Below are 26,000 nucleotides of genomic sequence, written 5' to 3' on the forward strand. Positions count from 1 at the left end.
AGTTAATTTTTATATCATTTTACCGGCTGTATCTGCACCCCGGCCCGACTAATATACTTCTTCCACCTGATTGAGGAATGACCTGAATACGGGTGCTGATGCGTTCCTGCAGCGCGGCAACATGAGAGATGATCCCGATCAGTTTGCCTTCCTGCTGCAGGCCGGCGAGTGTTTCCAGCGCGGTATCAAGCGTTTCTTCATCCAGCGTGCCGAAGCCTTCATCCAGAAACAGGGAATCTATCCGGATATTGCGGCTGACCATGCGGGAAAGGCCGAGTGCCAGTGCCAGGCTGATGATAAAGCTCTCTCCCCCGGAGAGGTTTTTGGTGGAGCGGATTTCGCCGGTCTGGTAGCTGTCGATAATGTTAAGCTCCAGCGGGCGAGCCGGGTCGCGAATCAGGAGATAACGATCGGAAAGTTTCTGCAGTTGCCGGTTGGCGTGGCGGATCATGACTTCGAAAGTCAGTCCCTGTGCAAAGTTGCGATATTTTTTACCATCCGCCGAGCCGATCAGCCCATGCAGCAGATCCCAGCGGGCACATTCCCGTTTCTGCGCCTCGATTACCTGCAACTGTTCCTGCTGTTTTTGTCTGCTGTTTTCGTTATCTGCAAGTTTTTGCCGCAATCCGCCGATTTCCTGTTGCAGTGCCTGCTGACGGGCGATCTGTTGTGCCAGCACCTGATCGTGAAAATCCCGGGGCTGGTCGGTCATGGACTTCAGTTGTTCGGCCTGTAACGCAATCGTTTTATCTTTTTGCCGGGTGTCCAGCATGGTTTTCTCATCTGCAAGCTGTTGGGCACATTGTGCAAGGCGTTTGCGTTCTGTTTCCGGCAGACAGGCGGCGGTAAAGCCCGCTTCATCGGCAAATCCGGATTGAGTGAGCCGTGCAGCAAAGGCTGCCTGCAGTTTTTCCAGCTGCACGGCACGGGTGGTGATGGTTTTTGCCAGATCTTCTGCCCGGTTTTTCAGTCGGTTGTACTGTTGTATTTCTGTTTCCAGCTGCTGACGGGCATGATCTGCTGATTTTTGTGCGGCCTCTATTGCAGTGGTTAGTAACCGTTCTTCCTGATCAGGCTGTTTGTCAGCAAACAACTGAAGGCGTGTTGTATGCAGCTTGCCAAGTTCCTGCCGGAGCTGATCGAACTGCTCCTGTCGTGATTGCAGTTCTGCTTCGTGTTGCCGGATCTGAGCGGACTGATACTGGCGCTGCACCCTCAGTATCCCGATTTTCTGCTCAAGTTCTCTGGTTTTATCCAGTGATTCACGCTGCACACTGATTTCGTTTTCCAGTATCTCTGCCATTTGCAGGATACAGGTCATTCGGGCCAATTTGTCATCTGTTTCCTGCAGTAACCGGGGTAGTTCCGGAAACACGGTGGTGGATGGCAGACCGGGGAACAGCGATGCAGTGCATTGCTGCAGCAGGGTTTCATCCGCCTGAACCTGTCTGTGGATTTCCTGCTGTCTGCTGGTGACCTGCTCGATGTCCCTGTTTGTTTCCGCCTGTCTGATTTTTAATGTTGAAATGGTATCGATCCGGGCTTTCAGCATCGTTCTTGCCTGATTCAGCGCCGTGATATTGTCATCCGGCTGAGGGATATTTCCTGCTGCATAAGGATGTTGCAGTGCGCCGCACAACGGGCAGGGCTCATCTTCTTTCAGCTGTTGTCTGGCCTCTTCAAGGTGGCTGATTTTTTTGAGCAGCAGTGCCTGTGTTTCGAGCAGGCTGATTTCCCGCTCAAGCGCCCCCAGCATTTTTTCCTCTGCTGCAAGCTGTTCCACAAGCTGTGCTTTTCCAGCCAGCAGGGAATGGGTGTGTTTTTCCAGTTCGGCAGAAGTCTGCTTCAATGCAGCCAGCGATTGCGTGGCTTCAATCGCTCGGGCCGCAAGCGTTTTTTGTCCGGACAATATGGTGATTTCCTGCCGCCAGTCTGCCAGGCTTCGGTTTTCGAGCAGCTGCTTTTGTTCAGCCTGTCTCTGGTTCAACAGGCCTTGGTAATGCGTAAAATCTGTTTGTGTGCCATCCGGCTGAATGACGTGGCGCTGCTGTAAAAAACCAGTCAGTGCCGCTTGCAGTCCAGCAAGCCGGATTTCATTTTGCTGGTATTGATTGTGCAGAGCAGTGAGTGTCTTTTTCTGGGCTGCAATTCCGTTGCTTGCCGCGCTGATGGGAGATTCTTTTTCCCGGATCTGAATATCCAGTTCCCGTACTTTGCGGAGCAGCGGGATGGTTTCCTGCTGTTTTGTCCGCTGGCGATCACATTGTTCATTGAGGAATTTCAGGGATTGTTCGGCCTGTTTGACGGCCTGTTCAAGCCCGGGCAGGGAGGCAGCGCAGATGGCCAGATTGTTCCGGTCAGTTTCCTGCTCGTTGCGGATCGAAGTGAGTCTGCTGTATTCACCAAGCAGTTCAAGTGCACGGCTGGCACTGTCGAGTTTGCAGATGTCAGGAGCCAGCACTTCTTTCCGGTTTAACCATGCCTGCTGTTGCCCGGCGATCAGGTGCAATTCCGATTTGAGGCGAGTGATATGTTCCAGCCAGGCAAGGATTTGCTGCTCGTGCGCAATCTGCTCACTCAACCCGGCATTTTGCTGAATTTTTTGTGCAAGCTCGGTGTGAAGCTGCTGCTCATCAGCCCTGGTCAGCGGTTGTATGCTATTGAGCCCGGCCGACAGCCGATCCAGCTCCCGGCGCGCAGATGCCCGGGTTTCGTGCACATGGATGGAAATGCGACTGTATATTTCAGTACCGGTGATCTGTTCCAGAATCGGGGCGCGTTCATCCGGTGCCGCCTGCAGGAATGCGGCAAATTCTCCCTGTGCCAGCAGCATGGAGCGGGTGAAGCGGGCAAAATCCATTCCGGTGATTTTTTCAATCTGCCTGCTGACTTCCGCCAGCCGGGTTTCCAGTATCTTTCCGGAATCAGCGTCAGCCAGCTCATGCCGGGGATTCTGCAATTCCCCATCCGGCCTTTTGCGCGCCCGATGCTGGCCCCAGTGGCAACGGTAGCGGCCGGAAGGTGTGGAGAAAGTCACTTCAGTAAAACATTCGCCCGTTTGCCGCGACATGATCTCATTTTCACTTTTGGTGATCTTGCTCAGGCGGGGGGTGCGTCCATACAGTGCCAGGCAGATTGCATCGAGCAGGGTTGTTTTACCCGCTCCGGTCGGGCCGGTAATTGAAAAAATACCATCTGATACAAAGGTGGGATCAGTGAAATCAATCTCCCATTCGCCAGCCAGCGAATTCAGATTTTTGAGGCGTACCTGCAGTATCTGCATGCGTCGTTTTTATGATTTAACTTTTAATATGTAATGAACAGAATAGATAAACTTATTTTTATTGTATTTATAATCAATCATTTATACATATATAGAAAATCCTTGACATAAAACTAAAAATGCAGTATTAAATAAATGTCTTTCTTAAAAAGAGGGGCAGCAGGTCAGGACTGTTGGAAGAACTATATTGTTGTTAGTGTACTTTTTCTTATAGGAGACTGGAAAAATGAAAATGTTACGTGTACTTCTTGCCGCAATGGTTGCAGCTACCACGCTGGGTGGGTGTATTGATACTGATAAGCCTGCCAACTATCCGCCAAGCATGATGATGGAACGCGACAGCATGCCGGATAACCTGGATAAAGCCGAGCAAGGCAAAAAATGAGAAACAGGATATGACAAAAAAACAAATATAACCGCCCTTCACGGGCGGTTTTCTTTTTTGGGCTCCCGTTTACTGGGATTCTTGTTTCTGAGATACCGGTTGTGGTGCGCTTGCAATGTTCATTTCCATACCCATTTTCCGGAAAGTACAGTGCTTCAGGATCCGGGCGCTTCAGATCCCTGTGCTTTAGGGCCTTTCTGGCGCGGGTCAGTACTGCTGATTTTATTGAAAAGAATGGAGGGGGGTAAAACATGATGACAGCTGTCCGTTCACCTGCAGTGGCGGGGTTGTTTTATCCTGCTGACGGCTATCAGCTGAAACAGAATGTGAGTCATTTGCTTGCATCGGCAACGTCATGTCATGTCAGGCCCAAGGCATTGATCGTGCCACATGCAGGCTATATATACTCGGGTGCGGTTGCCGCGTCCGCTTATGCCGGTCTGGTTCCTTTTGCCCATGTAATCAGGCGGGTGGTGTTGCTGGGACCGGCACATCGTGTGGCGGTGCGTGGGCTGGCCCTGCCCGGGATGGATGTGTTTGAGACTCCGCTGGGTGAGGTGAAAGTGGATCAGCAGCTCGTGGCTGCGATTGCGAATTTTCCGCAAGTGGCTGTCAGTACGGAAGCGCACACCCTGGAACATGCTCTGGAAGTACAACTGCCATTTTTACAAAGTGTACTGGACGATTTCACGTTATTGCCCCTGGCGGTGGGGACGGCGACAGCAGAGGCCGTGGCGCAGGTGCTGGAACAGCTGTGGGGTGGAGAAGAAACGCTGATCGTGGTCAGTTCAGATCTTTCACATTATTTGCCTTATTCCGTCGCACAACGGACTGACCATGAAACCGTGCAGGCGATATTGCATATGCACCAGCCAATTGCACATAACCGGGCGTGTGGCAGTGTATCTGTCAATGGTCTGATTATTGCAGCGCAAAAGCATCATTTAACACCGCTTCTGCTGGATTTGCGAAATTCCGGAGATACGGCGGGGCCACGCGATCAGGTAGTGGGCTATGCAGCGATTGCCTTTACTGAGGGGAGTGCTGGCGATGATCCGGTCAACTGATCAGGATGAGCAGGGCAAGGTGTTGCTGAAGATTGCGCGGGATGCGATTTGTCGGGCGCTGCATGTGCCCTGTGACCCGGTAAAAACGGATGCCGGTATGGACTGGTTGCAGCAGCCGGGAGCAACTTTCGTTACATTGACACGATACGGCCAGCTGCGCGGTTGCATCGGCTCCCTGGAAGCAAGTAATCCACTGATTGAAAATGTGCGTAACAATGCGGTGGCTGCTGCGTTGCGCGATCCGCGCTTTTCTCCGCTGAGTGCAGATGAACTGGATTCTGTTCATGTGGAAGTTTCTCTGCTGTCCCGGCAGCAGCCGGTCAGTTTTACCAGTGAAACAGATGTGCTGACGCAATTACGCCCGGGAATCGACGGTGTCGTGCTGGAATACGGACAGCACCGCAGCACGTTCCTGCCGCAAGTCTGGGAAATGCTGCCTGAACCGGGGCAATTTCTGGCCAAGCTGAAAGCCAAAGCCTATTTGCCGGAGGATTTCTGGGATGAAGGTATCAGGCTGTCACGTTATACCGTCAGTAAATGGCATGAGATGGATGATACGAAGGGGGAGGGGACCAATGGATGAACCAATCAGTGCTGCTGAACAATTTCCGGCCAGATACTGGCATCGACTCGACGATGGACGTATTCAGTGCGATTTGTGTCCGCGCGACTGTAAATTGCATGATGGACAGCGCGGCGCCTGCTTTGTGCGCGGTCGGGCAGGTGGGGCAATGGTGCTGACGACTTACGGACGCTCATCCGGTTTTTGCATTGATCCCATTGAGAAAAAACCGCTGAACCAGTTTTATCCCGGCAGCAGTGTGCTGTCGTTTGGTACTGCCGGCTGTAATCTGGCCTGTAAATTTTGCCAGAACTGGGATATTTCAAAATCGCGCAGTTTCGACAGGCTGCAGGATCAGGCCAGCCCGGAAGCCATCGCCCGCAGCGCGGAAATGTATCACTGCAAAAGCGTGGCATTTACTTACAACGACCCGGTAATTTTTGCCGAGTATGCAATGGATGTGGCGGATGCCTGCCACGCCCGGGGAATCAAAACAGTTGCAGTTACAGCAGGCTATATCCGCGCTGAGCCGCGGCGGGATCTGTTCGCCGGGATGGATGCGGCAAATGTTGATCTGAAAGCATTCACGGATGAATTTTACGTTAAGCAAACGGGTGCACACTTGCAGCCGGTACTGGATACATTGTGTTATCTGAAGCATGAAACCAATGTCTGGCTTGAGCTGACCACATTACTGATTCCGGGATTGAACGATTCCAGCGAAGAAATTACCGCGATGAGCAACTGGATCATGCAAGAACTGGGGCCGGACGTCCCGCTGCACTTTAGCGCTTTTCATCCGGATTACAAACTGACAGATATTCCTCCCACCCCGTCAGAAATCCTGGTTCGGGCACGAGAGATCGCACTGGGTGCCGGGTTGAACTACGTTTATACCGGTAATGTGCATTATGCCGAAGGTGATACCACGTTCTGCCCGGGGTGCGGGAGCGCTGTCATCGTGCGTGACTGGTATGAAATCGAGCAATACCATTTGACAGCAGATGGCCATTGTGAGCACTGCCATACCCGGATTGCCGGCTGTTTTGAGCCCTTTACCGGCCAGTTTGGCCGTCAGCGAATTCCGGTCAAAATCAGCGCTATGGCCTGATTGCAGGAAATTTCGGGGTACTTTGTATTATGTGGCTGTTAAAAGATGGTTAACAGCAGGTGGTTAACGGCGCAGATACCAGCCGGATATAAAATTTCCCTGCATACCGGATTCCAGGATCTCTGTGGGATATGCCAGGCTGTATCAGTGCCGGCGGCGGGTAAATCGGCTGTTTTCGCTGCCGCTTTGTTCAGAGCCGCACCATTGACTTTCACACGGTATACCATCTCCGTCGCCATCCATTTTTGCACCCGGGCAATTCTTGAGAAAGAAAGTGGCTTCTGTACATGAAGTCATCTGAGAACAGTAAGTCCGGCCATCACAATGGAATGAATCCGGCGATGACACTTCCTGGTATATCGTTGAAATGATCTTGGGCATGGTAATTTCTGGTGCAGTCGTTTGATAGTTTTGATGCAGTTTGTACTTGTGGTTTCCGTACCAGCCAGCGGCTACAATGACGGCAATAAGAACCAGATACTTCATTTATTTTCCTTTAATGTAAAAATACTGCTGCAGAGAAATGGCTGGTTTTGCATCTGATAGAAATTGTCCAGAAAATTCTCTGTTTAAGCTAAACGGCTGCTTTCTGATTGGATTGAATGAGAGATCCCAGAGAAAACCGGTATTTTTAGCCGGATAGCACCTGCTGTATCATCCCGGTCCGGGTTTCAGGGTATAAACTGTGCCGGTTTTAAGGTTCAGGAAAATACAGTATGAAACAGCTGCTTCTAATTGCTTCCGGGGGGGCCGCAGGTTCGGTCGCTCGCTATCTGCTGTCCGGCTGGGTACTTCATCATGCGGCAGGGTGGCGATTTCCGCTTGCCACCTTTACGATTAATCTGACCGGCTGCCTGATCGTTGGAATGCTGGGGGCGCTGGTTGTCAAACACGGTTTTTTTTCGGCAGAAACCCGCCTGTTCCTGTTTACCGGAATTGCTGGCGGGTTTACCACCTTCTCAGCCTTTAGTCTGGAAACTTTTTATCTGCTGCGCCAGGGGGAAATACCGATTGCCGCAGGGTATGTACTGGCCAGCGTGGTTGCTGGTTTGCTGGCACTGTGGCTGGGATTCAGTATGATTTCTGACCGGTTCTGAGGCTCGCATGGGACTGAACAGCCAGGGTGCGAAGGGAAGTGTGCTGCCGGTCAATCTGTATTGAATCGGGAAGATGCGACGTTATTGCTTTGGGTTGGCAGCAGGTTTTCTATCACCATCAGTCGATTCTGATGTCTTCTTCCGCCAGTGAAACAAGAATTTCCTGATACGCCTGCCACAATTCGGCACGTTGTTCTTCCGGGATGGCAGCGGCTGACAGACAGTGCTCGAATACCTCGTGGACACTGAGTTCCTCCAGCGTTCCGCCATTATCGATCTGATCGAGTATCTGGTTCATGATCCGGTTATTTCTGATGCGCAAAATTTCCAGTTGTGACCCCTCAACGGCCAGTTGCAGACGTTCCTGCAGATCGGTGATCATTTCGTCGCCTTCATAAATAATTTCCAGCCAGGCGCAGGAGTTCGCTGCAGAAAGCATGGAGATCCTGTCTGAGATTACCTGCCAGTTTCCCCTGATGCGTTCGAGCGGCTGGAAAACCGGGATATTGATCAGGCTGACAGCAGGGCAGGTTGCAGAAATCTGCCGGTTGAATTCAATCAGACAAACACTCTTCTCCTGATTGGCTTCACCGAAACCGATTGGCAGGGGAGAGCCGCTGTAGCGCATGACGGGTGAGTTATTCACCTGCTGCGGCACATGCAGGTGGCCCAGTGCCAGGTAATCAATGTCGGATGGGAAAATCGAGGCCGGAACATGCGCCAGTGATCCGACATACAGTTCCCGTACGCCATCACCTTCAACAGTCTGTCCGCCGGCAACGAACACATGCCCCATCGCGATAATCGGGACAGAAGGTGAAAGTGTGTCACGCTGCAGCCTGGCCAGGCTGATTACCTCGGCATAGTGGTCACGTATTCCCCCGACCAGTTTGCGCGATTTGTCTTCCATACTTTCTCCTGCCTCTGCCGTGCGGATATCCCGATCCCGCAAATGTGGAACGGCGCAGACGATCAGTTCCGCATTCCCCTCCGGATCATGGAGAACCAGTATTTCATCTGCCGGGTTGCCGGACAGACTGCCTGTGACGTGCACATCCAGTGCGCTGAGTAATTCCCGGGGAGCGCTGAGAAAGGAAGGAAAGTCATGATTCCCCGCGATGATGACGACATGCCGGCAGGCAGAGGCGGCAATGCGGTGCAGAAAACGGTAATAAAGCTGCTGTGACCGGTTGCCCGGGGTGCTGGTATCAAAAATATCACCCGCAATCAGCAATACATCAACCTGCTCCTGCTCGATCGTTTCCACCAGCCACGTGAAAAAGGCTTCAAATTCATCATACCGTTTGCGGCCATACAAGGTCTTGCCGATATGCCAGTCAGAAGTGTGAAGAATTTTCATAGGGCATCAGGGTGTGGAACAGATTGTCGGAATTGGTTTTGTCTGTGAAAACAATATGAGGTTAATACATTTTCCGTATTCGAAGTGATGCTCTGTTTTATTCCGCATAAATGCAGGGTCTGATTGACGCTGATCAGGTTAATCGGTATAGTGACCGACTTTTCCGGGGTGTAGCGTAGTCTGGTAGCGCGCCTGGTTTGGGACCAGGATGTCGGGAGTTCAAATCTCTCCACCCCGACCAATTTACGTGTCGCTGATACGGGCCAGAGCCCGGTTTGAGTCGTAGTGCCCGTAGCTCAACCGGATAGAGCACCAGCCTTCTAAGCTGGGGGTTACAGGTTCGATTCCTGTCGGGCACGCCAAAACAGACCGGAATTTCCCTGGTTATGTTGGTTTTTTCAGATCCATGGTGGCTGTAGCTCAGTTGGTAGAGTCCCGGATTGTGATTCCGGTTGTCGTGGGTTCGAGTCCCATCAGCCACCCCACCAATTAATCATCCATATTTTTCCTGATCCTCCCTGTTCCTGTCCGCCAGGCAGCCCGAATCATTTACTGACTGGCCTGAAGAACTGCTTAACGGGTTTTTCTGATTCCAGCCATGATTTTCTGAGGATTTTCTGAAAAATGCTCTGAAAAACGTTAGCGGGGCCATTTCAGCACAAAGAAAGAACGGACAAAAACAGGTGAAAAAGCGCAGTTTACAGAGAGTCAATGCGCATTTTGAGTCTGTTTCTAACGTAGTGATGGCAACACAGACAGTTTTCCAGAGGATTTCTAAAAATTTTCGTAGCGGTTAACGTCAAAAATTCCCGCCTGTAATGGCTGTTGCTGTTTTTGCCAGGCGGTGATGTCGTGCAGTATTTCCCAGAATTGCGGGTGCGTGCGCCGTATTCCCCAGGTTTCCACGATCTGTTCGAAATCTCTGGTTTTTTTCGCTTTCCCCAGTTGTGATACAAATTTTCCGATTTCTGCAGCAGGAACATCGAACATAAAATTGGGATAGCTGCCGGTAATGCCGGGATAAACGGTAACACGGTCTTTTTCAGGCTGGTAACGCAGTTCTTCACCCAGCATGAAGGCGACATTGCTGTGAGCGCGATCTCTCAGCAGGGTATAAACAGTACGCTCGTTATGTCCATGCCTGACACGGATAAATGTGACTTCTGACAGTTGTGTAATACCTGAAAAACTGGAAGCCGGCTGTGCTGCAATACGGGATAGTGCCTGATCAGCCTGTTGTATCCAGTGCGGCTGGCCGGTGCGGCTGCAGTTTTCCTGTTCACAACGATTCAGCGGGTCATGCGCCATGGTGTTGATGGACTGGAAACGTTCAAGCATGTGTGATGCCAGTTCCAGTTTCGGGTTTTCCGTGACGAAACGCTCCGCTGAGGGAGATCGATCGTCAATATCCTCGTAAACGATACCAAACTTCAGTTTACCCAGATCCTGATACCAGTCGTTCAATACGGTTTTACGCTGCCCGGCAGGAAGCAGACGTACAAAATTCTGTTCCGAACCATTACGGATCAGATCAAAGTAAAGCCGTGTCAGGATCTGATGGGCGACGTTGCCAAAAACATCAAAATTAACGACCAGCTGGTAGTAAGTTTGCTCCAGTAACGGGTAATCCATTAACCACAGGGTTTGCGGAACCGCACCAGTCAGCCCGCTTACGACAGAGGCACTGTTGTGATGGCGGAAAACAGTCAGCAGTGCGTTTTTATTCTGGCCGGCGCCATTCCAGATGTCTTCCAGCGATGCTCCCTGCGGTTGCTGTGAAACATAATGCTGCTGGCGCAATGTCAGATAGTCATTATGACGTTTGAGATAATGCAGCCAGTTTTCACCGGCATCCAGCAGGCGATCATCCTGCCCTGGCATGCCCAGCAAGGGGATAGCCTGTTGCTGGTAGGCACTGTCTGTAACGAAAAGATCGGATTCCGGTGACTGAAATACTGTCCAGAAATGATCGCGTATCACATCGGTTGCAATCTGGCCGCGACAAACTGGCCCGTGGATAAAAGTGCGTACAAAATATTCTGCCTCATCCAGCATGAACTGGTAGCGTGCACGTGCCGGGATAGCGGCAAAAGTGACAAATGGATTGGAGCGCTCGGTATAGCCATAACCTGGTAAATCGCCCACAGACCAGGCGTCGCTGAAAAACAGTTCATCAATGCGCTGCAGCTTTTTCCGGTCGAGCGGATAGAGAATGCGCCGCTTGTGTGTGATCGTGCCTGCTACCGGGCGCAGACGGTAGAAGAATGGCCCGCCCGGGTCGTCATTCGGGCTGACTGTGGCAATGGGGATGACCGCTTCACCTGGCGGGGCGGATGAACGCAACAGCTCGAAAAAACGGGGTTCATTCCCGGATTCCGGAAAATACAGGTAGGCCAGAAACAGGTGTTCATACAGCCAGCGTGCCACCAGCCCGCCGCGTTTGTCTTCCCGGTTAAATAACGCTTCCCATGTCCGGATTGCCTGTTCTTCAGCCTGCGTCAGTGTAACGGGTTCATCTGGTATTGCTGCACCCTGATCCAGCCACCCGGCCAGGAGGGAATACTCTCGGTCAGTCAGGCCGCTGGTGCCAAGCGGCATACCTTCCAGGGGGTGATCATGTGCATAATCGGGAAATTCATCTTCTGAAATACATTGATTGTCACGACTAAAACCGGTTTTGATCGAATCCGGCAATTTGCTGCCGGGCCGGGGTGGAAATTGCTTTCCCAGCATGATCATGTTTTTCAGCAGGGATTGAGTCTGTTCTTTTTTAGCCTGCAAAACAGAATAAAAGCCGCGTTCTCGCCAGCCTTCAACAGTAAGCTCATCTATACCCAGACGGGTGGGCTTCATCGCTTTGGTGCGGATATTGCTGTAAACCTGCTGGTGAGAGGCGCCACGCTCCAGTCCCTCGGCATTTTCTAGTTTGAGCTGGCATGGTGCATCAAAGCAGCTGTGGCAGGAAAGGCACTTGGTTTCGATAATTGGCTGGATTTCTTTGATGAAAGAAACCTGGTGTCTGGCGGGTGCCGGTAAATCGGCCGGAGCGGGAACCGGCTGTTTACCGGGAAATGAATGCTCGTTATCTCCGCATGCGGACAATATCAGGATAAGGCTCAGTAAACACGGCAACAGGCAATAGGTGCGCACAAATAACTCCGGAAGGGAACGAATGGTGAGGATTTTATCCCGGGGGGCCTTATAGAAACAGAATAGCAGCAGAATAAACTCGTGTTTTCAGCATCAGTGTTCTCTTCATCTGCCAAAAACATCTTCCCACAGCTGAAATACCGCCTGTCTGGCATCACTTAAATGATCACTTGCCACACGTGCAAATTTCTGGGAGGTATCTCTGGGCAGGGTTGTGCTGCCGGCTTCCGGATTACCGCTTAGCCTGAGCTGGTGCTGCGTTCGCCGGAGTTCGCGATAAGCTACTAATGCTGCGCTGGCTTTGTCGGCGGATGTCAGTCCCAGCTCACCTGCAAGTTTGAGCAGGGCGATATTGCCGATATTGCCGGTCAGCTGCGGATAGCGGTGGGCATAACCCAGCACCAGATATTGCACGATGAATTCCACATCAATGATGCCGCCGTGGTCGTGCTTGATATCGAATAGCGGTGTGGGGTTCGGGTGTGCTTCCAGCATTTTTCTGCGCATCACCAGAATTTCCTGTTTTAGTTTTGCCGGATCACGTGGCTGGCAAAGTATGTTTTTACGCATCCGTTCAAACATTTCGCCCACATTATGATCGCCAACGACAAAACGCGCCCGCGTCAGTGCCTGATGTTCCCACACCCAGGCCTGCTCATGCTGATACTGGCTAAATGCTTCGATAGCGTTCACCAGTAATCCGCTGGTGCCATTCGGACGTAATCGCAGATCGGTTTCATACAATATGCCGGCGGATGTCTGGCTGGTCAGCCACAGATTGATGCTTTGCGCCAGCTTGGTATAGATTTCTGCGGCATCGGGGTGGTTATCCTGGTAGAGAAATACAATATCGAGATCGGAGACATAGCCCAGTTCTTTCCCTCCCAGTTTGCCGTAGCCGATAATGGCAAAAACCGGGGACTCCAGGTGCTTCTTTTTCAGGCCCTGCCAGGCGAGTTGCAGCACATTGTCGAGGATGAGATCAGCCAGCTCGGTTAAATGATCGCTGAGTTTTTCCAGCAGCAGATCCCCCTCCAGGTCAATGGCGAGCAGGCGAAATGTCTGTGCATGCTGAAAATGGCGCAATACATCCATTTGCCATTCCACCATCTGTGCTTTGGGGATGTTGACATGATGCAGCTGATGAACGAGTTCTGTTTTGAGTGCCGGCCAGTCCGGCAGGGTGTGCAGCCCGGATGGCGCGAGTAATTCGTCCATGAGAATCGGGTGCCGGCCAAGATAATCGCTTGCCCACTGGCTGGCGCTGACCAGTTTTGCCACGCGCGGCAGTGTTTGCGGGTGTTCCTGCAGCAGGGCGAGGTAGGCTGAATATCTGCCGATTTTTTCAAGTAACTGCAACATGCGTTCCAGCGTGATTTCTACGGAAGAAAAGCGGGTAATTACCTCCATCAGTGCGGGTATCAGCTCAAATATACGTTCCTGGTTGGGCTGGGAGAGCTGCCGGAAAAAAGTGCTGTTGTAAAACTGCCGGATACGTGCGGTAATTTTATCGGGGTTGATGTAACCAAGTGTTTGCAGCTCTCTGCTGAAGGCTTCGGTTGTTTCGTTATCTTCAGGCTGTTCCGGGTTGACCCGGGTAAATATGTCGTGCTGGACAACCTTGCGGCGAGCAGCAAAAATCTGCTCGAAATGACGGGTGACATTCTGGCGGTGCAGATCGAGATGATCAAGGAAATCCGCATAATCATTAAACCCCATGCTTTTTGCAATCAGTACCTGGTCATCAGGCTGTTGCGGCAAATTCTGGGTTTGCTGATCGTCGAGATACTGCAGGCGGTGTTCAAGTTTACGCAGAAAGCAGTAGGCATCGGTCAGTTCTGCGACGGTCTGCTCGGGAAGTGGCTGTTTCTGCCGCAGCCGCCACAGCACACCAAGCGTGGGGCGTATGCATAAATCGGCATCACGTCCGCCCCGGATCAGCTGGAATACCTGAGTAATGAATTCAATTTCACGAATACCGCCAGGGCCAAGTTTGATATTGTCGTGCAGCTCGCGCCGATCGACTTCCTTCCGTAACTGCGCATGCAGACTGCGCATGGCTTCATAGGCTTCAAAATCCAGGTATTTGCGGAATACAAAAGGGCGCACGATCAGCTCCATCAGCGCTGCTTCGGCCACCGATGAACCGGTAATAACGCGGCTTTTGATCCAGGCATGCCGCTCCCATTCGCGCCCCTGGGTAATGAAATAGTCTTCAAGCATGGGCAGGCTGATGGCAAGCGGGCTGTTTTCACCGTGCGGGCGCAGCCGCATATCGACACGAAATACATAGCCGTCCACGGTATAATCATTCAGGCTTGCAATCAGCTTCCGCCCCAGCCTGACAAAAAATTCATGATTGCTGATGGATTTTCTGCCATCTGTTTCACCATCTTCGGGATAAATAAAAATCAGATCCACATCAGAGGATACATTGAGTTCGCCTCCTCCCAGCTTTCCCATTGCCACGATCAGCAGCTGCTGCTCTGTGCCGGTTTTTTCTCCTGCCGGTTTACCAAAATGGTCGGGTTGCGTCATTGCCATATGGAGAAATTCCAGTGAGAAGCGGATCGTTACATCTGCCAGTGCAGTCATGGTTGTCATGACCTCGTTCAGATCAGCCAGTCCGGCCAGATCACGTGCAGCCAGCCGGAGGATGACGCATTTACGCAGCTGGCGCAGTATCCGGTGCAGATCCGCTTCCTCCAGAAGCGGAACAGGGGGCGATTGCAGAAAATCTGACATCTCCTCCCATGAAAAAGGATTTTGTAATTGATCCAGCAGGCTTTGCCGGAGATCGGGCTCGCTTTCCAGTGTGCGTTTCAGGTACCGGCTGTAAGGCAGGATACTGTTGACAATGGAAGTGGCCTGGTGTGTGTGGATGGATGTGGGCATGCAGGATAAATGGCGTTGTACCCGGTTACGTTACCGTGTGATGCAAGGGGCTGAATAAAATAGGAATCGGTTACATTATTACCATGGTGAGCAGTTATTGCGGTAATCATATCCTGCCGGAAGATGCGGAAGCTGTCTTTTCGTATACGAAAGCAGAATTCCAGGTGGTGTATGGACTATACCTGGCGGCAGTTTCGCGGGCAGGTTTGTCATGAGCAGATTTGTCATGGGTGGATTTGTATTGGCCAGGTTATTTTGAAGTTATGCCGCATTCTTTTTTGCGTCTTTGTGCCATTGGGTTGAGCCGGGCAGGCAGAGGGCTGCTGCTGGGGTTAATGCTGGCCGGCCTGCTGTTGCTTGCAATGCGTTACTGGATTTTGCCTGATATTGGAAGGTATCGTTCTGATATTGCTGCCGCTGTTACTGATGTTGCCGGGCAGCCGGTACAGATTGATGCGATTAAGGCTGACTGGGATGGACTGCGCCCGCATCTGTCGATGCAGGGAGTGAGTGTGTCAGATCGGCTGGGTAATCCGGTACTGGTATTCCCGGAAATAGAGGGCACAGTTTCGTGGCGGTCACTGCTGCGCGGTGAGCTCAATTTTCATGAAATTGTAATTGATCGGCCTGCGCTGGTAACGCGCCGGGATACGGAAGGGATCTGGCATATTGCGGGGGTCGCCCTGAGTGAAAACCGGCAGGAGAGCGGGTTTTTAGACTGGCTGCTGCGTCAGCGGCGTTTGATCGTCAAACAGGCCACTGTTTACTGGCAGGATGAGTTGCACCAGCGGCCGGTGCATTATTTTGAGTCGGTCAGCCTGTATTTGCAGAATACACGCTGGGGAAAGCGCCATCAGTTCGGGTTACAGGCCGGATCATCCAGTCCTTTGTTTTCACGGGCAGAGATACGGGGTGATTTTGTTACTGATGCTATCCGTGCGTTATCAGGCTGGCAGGGACGACTGTTTGTTGAGTTACGGGATTTTGACCTGGAAAGCTGGCAAAAATGGATGATATTGCCGGCAGAGCTGTCTCTGAAAAAAGGTAAAGGCAGCATGCGGGCCTGGACAGATATTCATGCTGGCAGCTTTACAAGGTGGGTGTCGGATATCAGTTTGCAAAATGCAACTATTCAGTTTGCCCGGCATTTGCCGGCGATGGAGCTCAGCTGGCTGTCCGGCCGGGGAGGATGGCAGAGGGGCGATGAGGTAAAGGAGGTGGTGAAAGGGAAGGTAAAGGGAATAGATCAGCAGTGGTTTTCCCGGGATTTGAAAATCGGTTTTAACGGCTTGCCGCTGACTGCGCTGACAAATATTTCTTTACACGTACTGGACCGTAAAGATCCGACCCTGTCTGAATACAGTCTGCAGGCGGAAGGGTTGGATATGAGCGTGCTGACCCGGCTGGCGGCCAGTTTGCCGGTAAAAGACGGCTTGCATAAGCTGTTGTCAGGGTTGTCTGCACGCGGAACGGTGAAGCACGTCAACCTCAAGTGGCAAGGTGACTGGACACAAAAATCACCTTTCCGGATCAATGCCGGTTTCAGTGATATTGCGGTACGGTCATTGGATGACTACCCTGCATTCAGTGGGCTCAGCGGGGTAATTGATGCAAGCGAAACAGGAGGATCACTGTTCCTGTCTTCAAAGAATGCAGCAATCAGCAAACCTCGACAACAGGAAGAAAAACTCCGTTTTGATACGCTAACCGGGCGGCTGGACTGGAAAACTGCCGCTGATCATGAGGCGACCCGAATCAAGTTTAGTAATATTGCTTTCAAAAATGACGCCGGCAGTGGTTCTTTGCAGGGGAGTTATATCTTTGGCAAGGATGTGCCCGCACAGGTTGATCTGGCGGGAAGTGTGTCACAAGGCGATCTGCAGCTGCTGGAGAGAAATATCACCTGGGTGGCCGGTAATGCCTGGAAAAGCAGGCTGAGCGGAGCGGCTGTATCAGGTCAGGTAAGTGATGCGAAATTTCATATCAGGGGACCGCTGCATGGTGAATTTACCGGCAAAAATCATGATTTCTCTATAAATGCAGAGGCTGCCATCCATAATGCCGAGATCAGAATACCGGGTGACTGGCCGGAAATATCCGGGGTAACCGGACGGGTTTCAAAACAGGAAGGGGAGGTTAATTTGTCATTTTCTGCTGCCAGTGTCGCTGGTATTGGTTTGCAGAAATTTACCCTGCAGACGGATGACTGGCATGCTGATCGCCCGGAAATCAGAATACGGGGTGTGGCGGAAGGAGAAAGCGCGGAGATGGCTGCCCTGTTAAGCAGGATGGCCGTCGATCAGCATGTGAATGAACTGCTGAAGCGAACCGGGTTTTCCGGAAAAGGGCAGTTGCAGGCAGATGTGGTGTTGTCAGCAGCCCGGGAAAAATTTTCTGTTACCAGGCTGCAGGGGCGCTACCAGTTTAAAGATAACCGGATTGACTTTGATCGTTATGTGCCTGATTTTGACAAGGTCAATGGCTCGCTGATTTTCAGCGAATCAGGTGTCGTGCTGGAAGATATGCATGCCCGGCTGCTGGGAGGTCCGGTTGATATTTTTTCCTCGCCATTACCCGAGGGAGGGATACGAATTTCTGCCAGGGGTCGGGCAGATTTTGAGCGTTTCCGGTCAGAAGATTCGCCGGTTAAATCAATTCAGTTGTCGCAACTGTGGACGCAGTTTGCACATGGCGCTTCGGACTGGCAGGTTGCGGTTGATGTTGAGCGGAATAAGGTTGGCATCGTGATCGAATCTTCACTGGAGGGTGTGGAGTTGACGTTTCCGGCACCGTTTTCCAAACCGGCAGCCCGGGCAGTTCCCATGCGGCTGGAGAAGATTTTTACCTCGCCGCACGATGATTTTTTGCGCTTTCATTATGGCGATTCCCTGACGGCGGAGTTTCAGCGTATTCACGAGAAGACACATTTTTATCATCCTGTACGCGGAATTATCCGCTTTGGCGGGCATGGTACATTGCCGCAGGATAAGATAACCCGGATCGAAGGCTCCATTCCTCGCCTGCAGTGGGATCAGTTGCGGACATTGTTCAAATGGCATGCCGGGATGGATGTTTCGCTCGATCATGATGCTCGTGGACTGGATAATATTTTGACGAGATCGCTGCAATTTGACCTGAAAATTGACCAGGCTGAGTTTCTGTCCAGTATTTTTAATGATGTTGCACTGTCAGGTGAAAGGGCGGGTGAAACCTGGCGGGTACATGTTTCCGGTCAGGAAGCCGATGGCAAAATAATCTGGCACACGGCAGAACCGCAGAAAGTTGTGGCACGTTTAAACCGGTTAAAAATTCCCGAAAATGCTCCGATAAATACTTTTATATCACAAACGCAGGAATCTCCCGGGGATTGGCCGGCTCTGGATATTGAAGCTGATGAACTGTTTGCAAAAGAGGGGCGGCTGGGCCAGCTCAAACTCAGCGCTGTACAAAGAAAGGATGGCTGGCTGGTGGAAAATCTGGATATCCGGCATCCGGACAGCAGGTTGCTGGCAAATGGGTTGTGGGAAAATCATGTACCACCTTATCGGATGTACAGTCATATCCGGCTGCAATCCGGCAATATTGGAAAGTTACTTAAGCGTCACGGTTATCCGGGGCGTATTGCTCGCGGCGAAGGGGTGCTGGAAGGTGATCTGAATTGGGCGGGGAAACCATCATCACCTGATCTTCCGACATTGTCCGGCAGCCTGCAGCTGGATGCGCAGCACGGGCAGTTTACAGAATTGAAACCCGGCATTGCCAGATTACTGGGGATTTTTGATCTGAAATCCCTGCCTCGCAGACTGATGCTGGATTTTTATGATGTATTCGGTAAGGGTTTTGGATTTGATGAGTTGAGTGGCCTTATCAACATCCGGAATGGTATTGCTTCGGTTGATAATCTGTACATATCAGGGAGTGCGGCAGAGCTTGCTTTAAGCGGGAAACTGGATCTGGTGAATGAAACACAGGCCTTGAATCTGAAAGTGTTTCCTTCGTTGGGATTGGCAACACCGATTGCCGGAATTGCCGCCATGATTGCCAGCAGAACCTTGCGGGATCCTTTTGACCGGGTGTTGCTCAATGAATATGAGATCACCGGGAGCTGGAGTGATCCGGTAGTCGCCAGGCTGAATGAGGAGAGTGGCGGGGCCGGGCGGCCGCAAGGCCTGCCTCACTAGCGTTTTTCAGAGGATCCTGAATCCGTTCTGGAATCGGGTCAGAATACAAAATAATGGTGGTGAAGTGCAGTTTCTCCACTTTGGAATATAACCTGGGGAAGAGGAAGCCCAATATGAGCGGTTTGAAGATAGGATTAAGAGCAGTATTTTTGTTGGCGGACAATAGATACGGGGAGGGTAAAAATCATGTCAGCTGAGGTTCGTACTGATCAGGCAACCCGTTCCGGGGCAGGTGAGCATGCCAAAATAAAGGTGGCAGCTGTTCAGATGGCTTCTGGTCCGAGTGTTTCAGCCAATCTTGAAGAGGCTTTTCGTCTGATTGAGGAGGCGGCTGCCAGGCAGGCCAGGCTGGTGGTGCTGCCGGAATATTTCTGTATTATGGGAATGAAGGATACGGACAAGCTGGCGGTACGTGAAAATCCCGGTGAAGGGGAAGTTCAGAATTTCTTGAGTGAAACAGCCAGGCGATTCGGTATCTGGCTGGTGGGCGGATCAGTACCGCTGGTTTCGCCGGTATCAAACAAGGTTTATAACAGCTGCCTGGTTTACGATGAGCACGGCCAGCAGGTGGCACGCTACGATAAGATCCACCTGTTTGGGTTATCGATGGGTAACGAGAATTTTGCGGAAGAAAAGACCATCGATGCAGGTAACCGGGTGGTTGCACTTGATTCGCCTTTCGGGCGGATGGGACTTTCGATCTGTTACGATCTGCGTTTCCCGGAGCTTTACCGTATGATGGGTAAAGTTGATATCATTCTGGCACCCGCTGCATTCACTGCGATTACCGGTAAAGCACATTGGGAGACGCTGATTCGGGCGCGTGCTATTGAGAATCAGGCTTATCTGGTTGCGCCTGCACAGGGAGGGTTTCATGTGAACGGACGGGAGACCAATGGCGACAGTATGATTGTTGACCCGTGGGGTGTTGTTATCGATCGTCTGCCACGCGGATCCGGTGTGGTCGTTGCTGAAATTGACCGCAGTTATCAGCTAAGTGTACGGGCGAGTTTGCCGGCTCTGGAACATCGTTGCCTGCTCGCCTGTTAAGTGAACCCTGCATCTAATTTTGATGCTATTTTGATTTTTCTGCAGACAGGCCGCTGTTGTTCAACTCAGCAGCGGCCTGTTTATTGATTTTTTATTAAGTGTATCTCCGGAATGATGGATTCATTTGCGATTGCCGATCAGTATTTACTGGCCCCTTATGAGCTGAACACGGACAGGCTGCAGGATGTGTTCGGGCATATTCACTCTCATCAGATTGATTATGCGGATATTTATTTTCAGTACAGCCGGTCGGAGGGCTGGGTGCTGGAAGAAGGTATCGTTAAATCAGGCAGCTTTAATATCGATCAGGGAGTTGGGGTGCGTGCAGTCAGTGGTGAAAAAACCGCTTTTGCCTACTCGGACGATATCAGTAATCAGGCGCTGATTTCTGCTGCCCGTGCAACGCGTGCGATTGCTGCTCAAGGCGGTGGAGCACAGGCACATATCACGAAGTTATCGGGAAATACTGCCAGACAGGCTTTATATTATCCCTCTCTGGATCCCGTTGCACTTTGCGGGGATGCTGACAAGATCAGCATGCTCGAACGGCTGGAGGGGTTTGCACGTGCACTGGATAAACGGGTTATTCAGGTTATGGCTTCGCTGTCAGGGGAGTACGAGGTTGTGATGGTGGTGCGCAGTGACGGGCTGCTTGCCTCCGATGTACGGCCACTGGTACGGGTATCGCTCCAAGTGATTGTTGAAGAAAATGGCCTGCGGGAGCAGGGAGTCTCTGGCGGGGGCGGGCGTTTCGGTTACGCCTATTTCACTGATGCTGTATTGCAGGATTATGCTCAGAAAGCAGTTCGCCAGGCACTGGCGAATCTGGCTGCAAAACCGGCACCTGCGGGAAGTATGACAGTTGTGCTGGGTAGTGGCTGGCCGGGTATTTTGCTGCACGAGGCAATTGGGCATGGCCTTGAAGCCGATTTCAACCGGAAAGGAAGCTCGGCTTTTTCCGGCCGGATCGGTGAACGGGTGGCGGCGCCAGGCGTGACAGTGGTTGACGACGGTACGATACGTGATCGCCGCGGATCACTGAATATGGATGATGAAGGTAACCCGACGCAATGCACTATGCTGATTGAGGATGGCATACTCAGAGGCTATCTGCAGGACAGTCTGAATGCCAGGCTGATGAACCAGCCGGTTACCGGTAACGGCAGGCGTGAATCATTTGCACATATCCCCATGCCGCGCATGACCAATACCTGTATGTTAAATGGTGACAGAGATCCGGAGGAAATCATCGCTTCCGTCAAACAGGGTTTGTACGCGGTCAATTTTGGTGGCGGGCAGGTTGATATCACCAGTGGCAAATTCGTATTCTCTGCTGCGGAAGCCTATATGATTGAAAATGGTAAAATCACCTATCCGGTAAAAGGGGCTACCCTGATTGGTAACGGGCCGGACGTACTGACTCGTGTTTCCATGATTGGTAACGATCTGGCGCTGGATCCCGGTGTCGGTACCTGTGGCAAGGAAGGGCAGAGTGTACCGGTAGGGGTTGGGCAGCCGACTTTGCGGATTGATGGTTTGACGGTTGGAGGAACGAACGGGTAGTCCCCGTATACCGGGCCTGGTCAGAACCACTCTGGGTGTGCTGAGATATTTACGGGAAGTAAATCTGTAATCCTAGTAACATATAGCGGGTGTTGGCCAGCTCGTGCCCTGTATTTTTCGCGGCTGATAAAGAAGATATAAGATGGGTTCCCTCTTCGGTTAATCGAATGATGGCTGCTCATTTTTTCTTTCAGGAAGCTGGAAGTTCCGGGTGCGGGGTGTTTTCTATTTTCCGGCTTTGTAATTGACAATCAATACAAGGCAAATACTGATTCTAACGACAAGATGAAGAAAGATTATTTTGCATCTGAGGATTCCCTGGCATGAGTACTGAACTGACAGGTGCTGAAATTACGATACGCTGTCTGCAGGAAGAAGGCGTAACCCACATCTTTGGTTATCCCGGTGGTGCCGTATTGTTTCTGTACGACGAATTGTTCAAACAGGATAAAGTCAAGCATATTCTGGTTCGTCATGAACAGGCTGCTCTCCATGCGGCAGATGGTTACGCGCGCTCCAGCAATAAAGTTGGCGTGGCACTGGTAACATCCGGCCCGGGGGTAACCAATGCGATAACAGGCATTGCTACCGCCTACATGGATTCAATTCCCATGGTAATCATCAGCGGGCAGGTACCTACTGCTGCCATCGGACAGGATGCTTTCCAGGAAGTGGATACAGTAGGAATTACACGCCCCTGCGTTAAACATAATTTTCTGGTAAAAGATATATCGGAGCTGGCGACAACCATCAAAAAGGCTTTTTATATTGCATCAACTGGTCGCCCGGGGCCTGTGCTGGTGGATATTCCTAAAGATGTGACTCAGCAAAAAACGGAATTTCACTACCCTAACAGTGTTTCTTTGCGTTCCTATTCGCCAGTAACCAGCGGCGATTTTCAGCAGATCAAGAAAGCTGCCCAGATGATCCTGGAAGCCAAGCGGCCCATGGTTTATTCTGGTGGCGGGGTGATTCTGGATAATGCTGCGCCGGAATTGACAGAGTTTGTGCGGATGCTGGATTTTCCCTGTACCAGTACGCTTATGGGGCTGGGAGGCTATCCGGCAACAGATCGGCAGTTTGTCGGTATGTTAGGTATGCATGGCACCTATGAAGCTAATATGGCGATGCAGTACTGCGATGTGCTGATCGCAGTGGGTGCCCGTTTTGATGATCGTGTCATTGGCAACCCTAAACATTTTTACAGCGAAGAACGGAAGATTATCCATATTGATATAGATCCATCGTCGATTTCCAAACGTGTCAAAGTGGATGTGCCGATTGTTGGCAGTGTGTCTGCCGTATTAAAGGAACTGATTGCTCAGTTGAAGGCTGGAAGAGAAGCAGCTGATGCGCATGCCATGTGTAAATGGTGGGAACAGATTGAGTTATGGCGAGCGCGGGATTGTCTGAGATACGATCGTGCAGCCAGCGTTATCAAACCGCAGCTGGTAGTGGAGAAACTATATGAAATAACTGGCGGGGATGCATTTATCACATCCGATGTCGGTCAGCACCAAATGTGGGCGGCACAGTTTTATAAATTTGATAAGCCGCGCCGCTGGATCAATTCTGGTGGCCTGGGTACGATGGGGTTTGGTCTGCCATCTGCCATGGGGGTGCAGATAGCCAATCCAGGCAGCACGGTTGCCTGCATTACCGGAGAAGCGAGTATCCAGATGTGTATCCAGGAGCTGTCCACCTGCAGGCAGTATCATTTGCCCATCAAGATTATTAATTTGAATAACCGCTACATGGGGATGGTACGGCAATGGCAGGAATTTTTTCATGGCAACCGTTACGCTGAATCCTACATGGATGCGCTGCCTGATTTTGTCAAACTGGCCGAAAGCTATGGACATGTCGGGATGCGGATTGATAAGCCGGAAGATATTGATGGCGCTTTAAGAGAAGCTTTTAAACTGGATAAACAGCTGGTATTTATGGATTTCATTACGGACCAAACCGAAAATGTTTTTCCAATGGTGCCTGGTGGTAAGGGTTTATCCGAGATGATCCTGGTATAACGGTATGCGACACATAATTTCTTTGTTAATGGAAAACGAGGCAGGTGCTTTGTCGCGAGTGGCGGGCCTGTTTTCTGCTCGTGGTTACAATATTGAGTCCCTGTCCGTTGCTCCGACAGAAGATCCGACACTATCCCGTATGACGCTGGTTACTAACGGGCCGGATGAAATCGTTGAACAGATTACCAAACAGCTCAACAAGCTGATTGAAGTTGTCAAACTGGTTGATTTGGTTGATGAGGGTTACGTTGAACGTGAGCTTATGCTGGTAAAGGTAAGAGCAGTGGGTGAAGATCGCGAAGAATTGAAGCGGCTTACTGATATATTTCGAGGCAATATCATTGATGTTACCGATAAAATCTACACTATCGAGCTTACCGGAACCCGGTCAAAACTGGATGGATTTTTGCAGGCAATAGATCATAACCTGATTCTGGAAATAGCCAGAACGGGGGTTTCGGGTCTCAGCCGCGGAGAGCGGATTTTAAAGTTGTAAATTTTTACCGGAATCTGACGGCGGATTCTGATTTCATCGATGGGCCACATCGCCAGATGTGGCTGCATTCAATACTCTGGAAGGAAAATAATGAAAGTTTATTACGATAAGGATGCGGACCTGTCCCTCATCAAAAAGAAGAAAGTTGCCATTATTGGCTATGGTTCGCAAGGACATGCACACGCTAACAACCTGAATGATTCGGGAGTCAAGGTTACCATCGGCCTGCGCAAGGATGGTGCTTCCTGGGATAAAGCGAAAAAAGCCGGCCTGACCGTAAAGGAAGTGAGTACTGCTGTCAAAGATGCCGACATCGTTATGCTGCTGCTGCCTGATGAACAAATAGCGTCGGTTTACCAGACGGAAATTGAGCCTGCTCTGAAAAAAAATGCCACACTGGCCTTTGCACATGGTTTTAACATTCATTATGGCCAGGTTATTCCGCGCGAAGATCTGGATGTAATTATGATTGCTCCCAAGGGACCAGGTCATTTGGTACGTTCTACGTATACCCAGGGTGGCGGTGTTCCCTCTCTGATTGCCGTTCATCAGGATAAGTCCGGTAAAGCGCGTGACCTGGCACTGTCCTATGCAGCTGCAAATGGCGGCACGCGCGGAGGTGTAATTGAAACTACTTTCAAGGAAGAGACAGAAACAGATCTGTTTGGAGAGCAGGTTGTATTATGTGGCGGTTTAACATCACTGATCCAGGCTGGTTTTGAAACATTGGTTGAAGCCGGCTACGCTCCGGAAATGGCTTATTTTGAGTGCCTGCACGAGGTCAAGCTGATTGTGGATCTGATTTATGAAGGTGGTATTGCCAATATGCGTTATTCCGTATCCAACAATGCGGAATATGGTGACGTATCCAGAGGGCCTCGCATTATCACGGATGCTACCCGTAATGAAATGCGTAAAATCTTGCGTGAAATTCAGACAGGCGAGTATGCGCGTGAGTTTATTCTGGAAAATCGCGCAGGTGCGCCCGTACTCAAATCAAGCCGCCGTATTGCCTCAGAGCACCCGATTGAAACAGTGGGCGCCAAGTTACGTGACATGATGCCATGGATCAAAAAGAACAAGCTGGTCGATCAGGCGAAGAACTGAGCGTATGTCGACTTCCTACTATCCGCATCCGGTTATTGCGCGTGAAGGTTGGCCCTTTATTACTGGCGCGTTTGTTACGGCATTACTGGTGCAGTATCTGGCAGACTGGCAATGGGCACTGCCATTCTGGTTGATTGCACTGTTTATTCTGCAGTTTTTTCGTGATCCTTCACGGGTGATTCCCGATCTTGCCGGGGCTGTACTTGCTCCGGCTGATGGGCGAATTGTTGCCGTAGATCAGGTCCGGGACCCGTTTCTTTCACGTGAAGCACTGAAAATCAGTGTTTTCATGAATATCTTTAACGTACACTCAAACCGAAGCCCGGTGGATGGTGAAATACGTAATAAATGGTACTTTCCCGGGAGTTTTCTTAATGCAAGCCTGCCCAAAGCTTCGCTGGAGAATGAACGAAATGCCTTGTGGATCAGGGCTGATGGCGGACAGGATGTGATTTGTGTGCAAATAGCAGGCCTGGTTGCAAAACGGATTGTCTGTCATGCCCGGTCCGGAGAGCACCTTGCCCGTGGGCAGCGTTTCGGCTTCATTCGTTTTGGTTCACGGGTGGATGTCTATCTTCCGCTGGGAACAAAGGTTAATGTCAGAATTGGAGATAAGGTTCGTGCTACCGAAACAGTACTGGCGGAATTTCACTGACATTTTTAGAC

17 protein-coding genes and 3 tRNA genes are annotated in these 26,000 nt (G+C 51.1%); 15 read left to right on the top strand and 5 right to left on the bottom strand.

Annotation, left to right across the window (positions count from 1 at the left end; translation table 11 throughout):
- Positions 1-19: 19 nt before the first annotated feature.
- Positions 20-3,283: an AAA family ATPase gene (locus tag IT527_RS09485; protein ID WP_292968358.1), complete on the bottom strand. Its 3,264-nt coding sequence runs from the start codon at positions 3,281-3,283 to the stop codon at positions 20-22.
- Positions 3,284-3,515: 232 nt separating this feature from the next.
- Between IT527_RS09485 and IT527_RS09490 the strand changes: the two genes are divergently transcribed.
- The 4 genes from IT527_RS09490 (at position 3,516) to amrS (ending at position 6,408) form a co-directional block, all read left to right on the top strand.
- Positions 3,516-3,668 (top strand): hypothetical protein, encoded by a 153-nt coding sequence (locus IT527_RS09490; protein WP_292968361.1) that lies wholly within the window; start codon positions 3,516-3,518, stop codon positions 3,666-3,668.
- Between the two features lie 251 nt (positions 3,669-3,919).
- Positions 3,920-4,735 (top strand): AmmeMemoRadiSam system protein B, encoded by an 816-nt coding sequence (gene amrB / locus IT527_RS09495; RefSeq protein ID WP_292968363.1) that lies wholly within the window; start codon positions 3,920-3,922, stop codon positions 4,733-4,735.
- Positions 4,719-5,318: an AmmeMemoRadiSam system protein A gene (amrA, locus tag IT527_RS09500; RefSeq protein WP_292968365.1), complete on the top strand. Its 600-nt coding sequence runs from the start codon at positions 4,719-4,721 to the stop codon at positions 5,316-5,318. Before amrB ends, amrA begins: the two co-directional genes overlap by 17 nt.
- Positions 5,311-6,408 carry an AmmeMemoRadiSam system radical SAM enzyme gene (gene amrS / locus IT527_RS09505; RefSeq protein ID WP_292968367.1) on the top strand — a complete coding sequence of 366 codons (1,098 nt, stop codon included), beginning with the start codon at positions 5,311-5,313 and terminating at the stop codon, positions 6,406-6,408. Before amrA ends, amrS begins: the two co-directional genes overlap by 8 nt.
- 144 nt (positions 6,409-6,552) lie before the next feature.
- On the opposite strand, the gene IT527_RS09510 is transcribed toward amrS, so the two are convergent.
- Positions 6,553-6,894, bottom strand: coding sequence for an excalibur calcium-binding domain-containing protein (locus IT527_RS09510; protein WP_292968369.1), 342 nt, complete (start codon positions 6,892-6,894; stop codon positions 6,553-6,555).
- Positions 6,895-7,124: 230 nt separating this feature from the next.
- Between IT527_RS09510 and crcB the strand changes: the two genes are divergently transcribed.
- Positions 7,125-7,505, top strand: coding sequence for a fluoride efflux transporter CrcB (gene crcB, locus IT527_RS09515; protein ID WP_292968371.1), 381 nt, complete (start codon positions 7,125-7,127; stop codon positions 7,503-7,505).
- Positions 7,506-7,623: 118 nt separating this feature from the next.
- Here the strand turns inward: crcB and IT527_RS09520 are convergent, their stop codons facing one another.
- Entirely contained in the window at positions 7,624-8,865 is a 1,242-nt protein-coding gene (locus IT527_RS09520; protein WP_292968374.1) for an exonuclease SbcCD subunit D C-terminal domain-containing protein, read from the bottom strand.
- A gap of 164 nt (positions 8,866-9,029) precedes the next feature.
- On the opposite strand from IT527_RS09520, the gene IT527_RS09525 reads away from it, so the two are divergent.
- The 3 genes from IT527_RS09525 to IT527_RS09535 all read left to right on the top strand — a co-directional run bounded on the left by IT527_RS09525 (position 9,030) and on the right by IT527_RS09535 (position 9,350).
- Positions 9,030-9,106 (top strand) — tRNA-Pro (locus tag IT527_RS09525).
- Between the two features lie 44 nt (positions 9,107-9,150).
- Positions 9,151-9,227: transfer RNA gene (locus IT527_RS09530), tRNA-Arg, on the top strand.
- Between the two features lie 47 nt (positions 9,228-9,274).
- Positions 9,275-9,350, top strand: a tRNA-His gene (locus IT527_RS09535).
- 289 nt (positions 9,351-9,639) lie between these two features.
- Here the strand turns inward: IT527_RS09535 and IT527_RS09540 are convergent.
- A complete protein-coding gene (locus IT527_RS09540) occupies positions 9,640-12,015 on the bottom strand; it encodes a fatty acid cis/trans isomerase (protein WP_292968376.1) in 2,376 nt (791 codons plus the stop codon).
- Between the two features lie 105 nt (positions 12,016-12,120).
- The gene (gene glnE / locus IT527_RS09545) at positions 12,121-14,910 is read right to left on the bottom strand and encodes a bifunctional [glutamate--ammonia ligase]-adenylyl-L-tyrosine phosphorylase/[glutamate--ammonia-ligase] adenylyltransferase (RefSeq protein WP_292968379.1); all 2,790 of its coding nucleotides are present in this window, start codon (positions 14,908-14,910) and stop codon (positions 12,121-12,123) included.
- Between the two features lie 263 nt (positions 14,911-15,173).
- On the opposite strand from glnE, the gene IT527_RS09550 reads away from it, so the two are divergent.
- The 7 genes from IT527_RS09550 to IT527_RS09580 all read left to right on the top strand — a co-directional run bounded on the left by IT527_RS09550 (position 15,174) and on the right by IT527_RS09580 (position 25,989).
- Positions 15,174-19,091, top strand: a complete 3,918-nt coding sequence (locus tag IT527_RS09550; protein WP_292968382.1) for a YhdP family protein — start codon at positions 15,174-15,176, stop codon at positions 19,089-19,091.
- Between the two features lie 186 nt (positions 19,092-19,277).
- Positions 19,278-20,141, top strand: a complete 864-nt coding sequence (locus tag IT527_RS09555; protein WP_292968385.1) for a carbon-nitrogen hydrolase family protein — start codon at positions 19,278-19,280, stop codon at positions 20,139-20,141.
- Between the two features lie 111 nt (positions 20,142-20,252).
- The gene (tldD, locus tag IT527_RS09560; RefSeq protein WP_292968388.1) at positions 20,253-21,704 is read left to right on the top strand and encodes a metalloprotease TldD; all 1,452 of its coding nucleotides are present in this window, start codon (positions 20,253-20,255) and stop codon (positions 21,702-21,704) included.
- Positions 21,705-22,027: 323 nt separating this feature from the next.
- A complete protein-coding gene (locus tag IT527_RS09565; RefSeq protein ID WP_292968390.1) occupies positions 22,028-23,731 on the top strand; it encodes an acetolactate synthase 3 catalytic subunit in 1,704 nt (567 codons plus the stop codon).
- 4 nt (positions 23,732-23,735) lie between these two features.
- Entirely contained in the window at positions 23,736-24,227 is a 492-nt protein-coding gene (gene ilvN, locus IT527_RS09570; RefSeq protein ID WP_292968392.1) for an acetolactate synthase small subunit, read from the top strand.
- 90 nt (positions 24,228-24,317) lie between these two features.
- Positions 24,318-25,334, top strand: a complete 1,017-nt coding sequence (ilvC, locus tag IT527_RS09575; RefSeq protein WP_292968395.1) for a ketol-acid reductoisomerase — start codon at positions 24,318-24,320, stop codon at positions 25,332-25,334.
- A gap of 4 nt (positions 25,335-25,338) precedes the next feature.
- Positions 25,339-25,989, top strand: coding sequence for a phosphatidylserine decarboxylase (locus IT527_RS09580; protein WP_292968397.1), 651 nt, complete (start codon positions 25,339-25,341; stop codon positions 25,987-25,989).
- Positions 25,990-26,000 lie beyond the last annotated feature (11 nt).

Origin of the sequence: Nitrosomonas sp. (assembly GCF_020852615.1) — a bacterium.
Classification (GTDB): domain Bacteria; phylum Pseudomonadota; class Gammaproteobacteria; order Burkholderiales; family Nitrosomonadaceae; genus Nitrosomonas.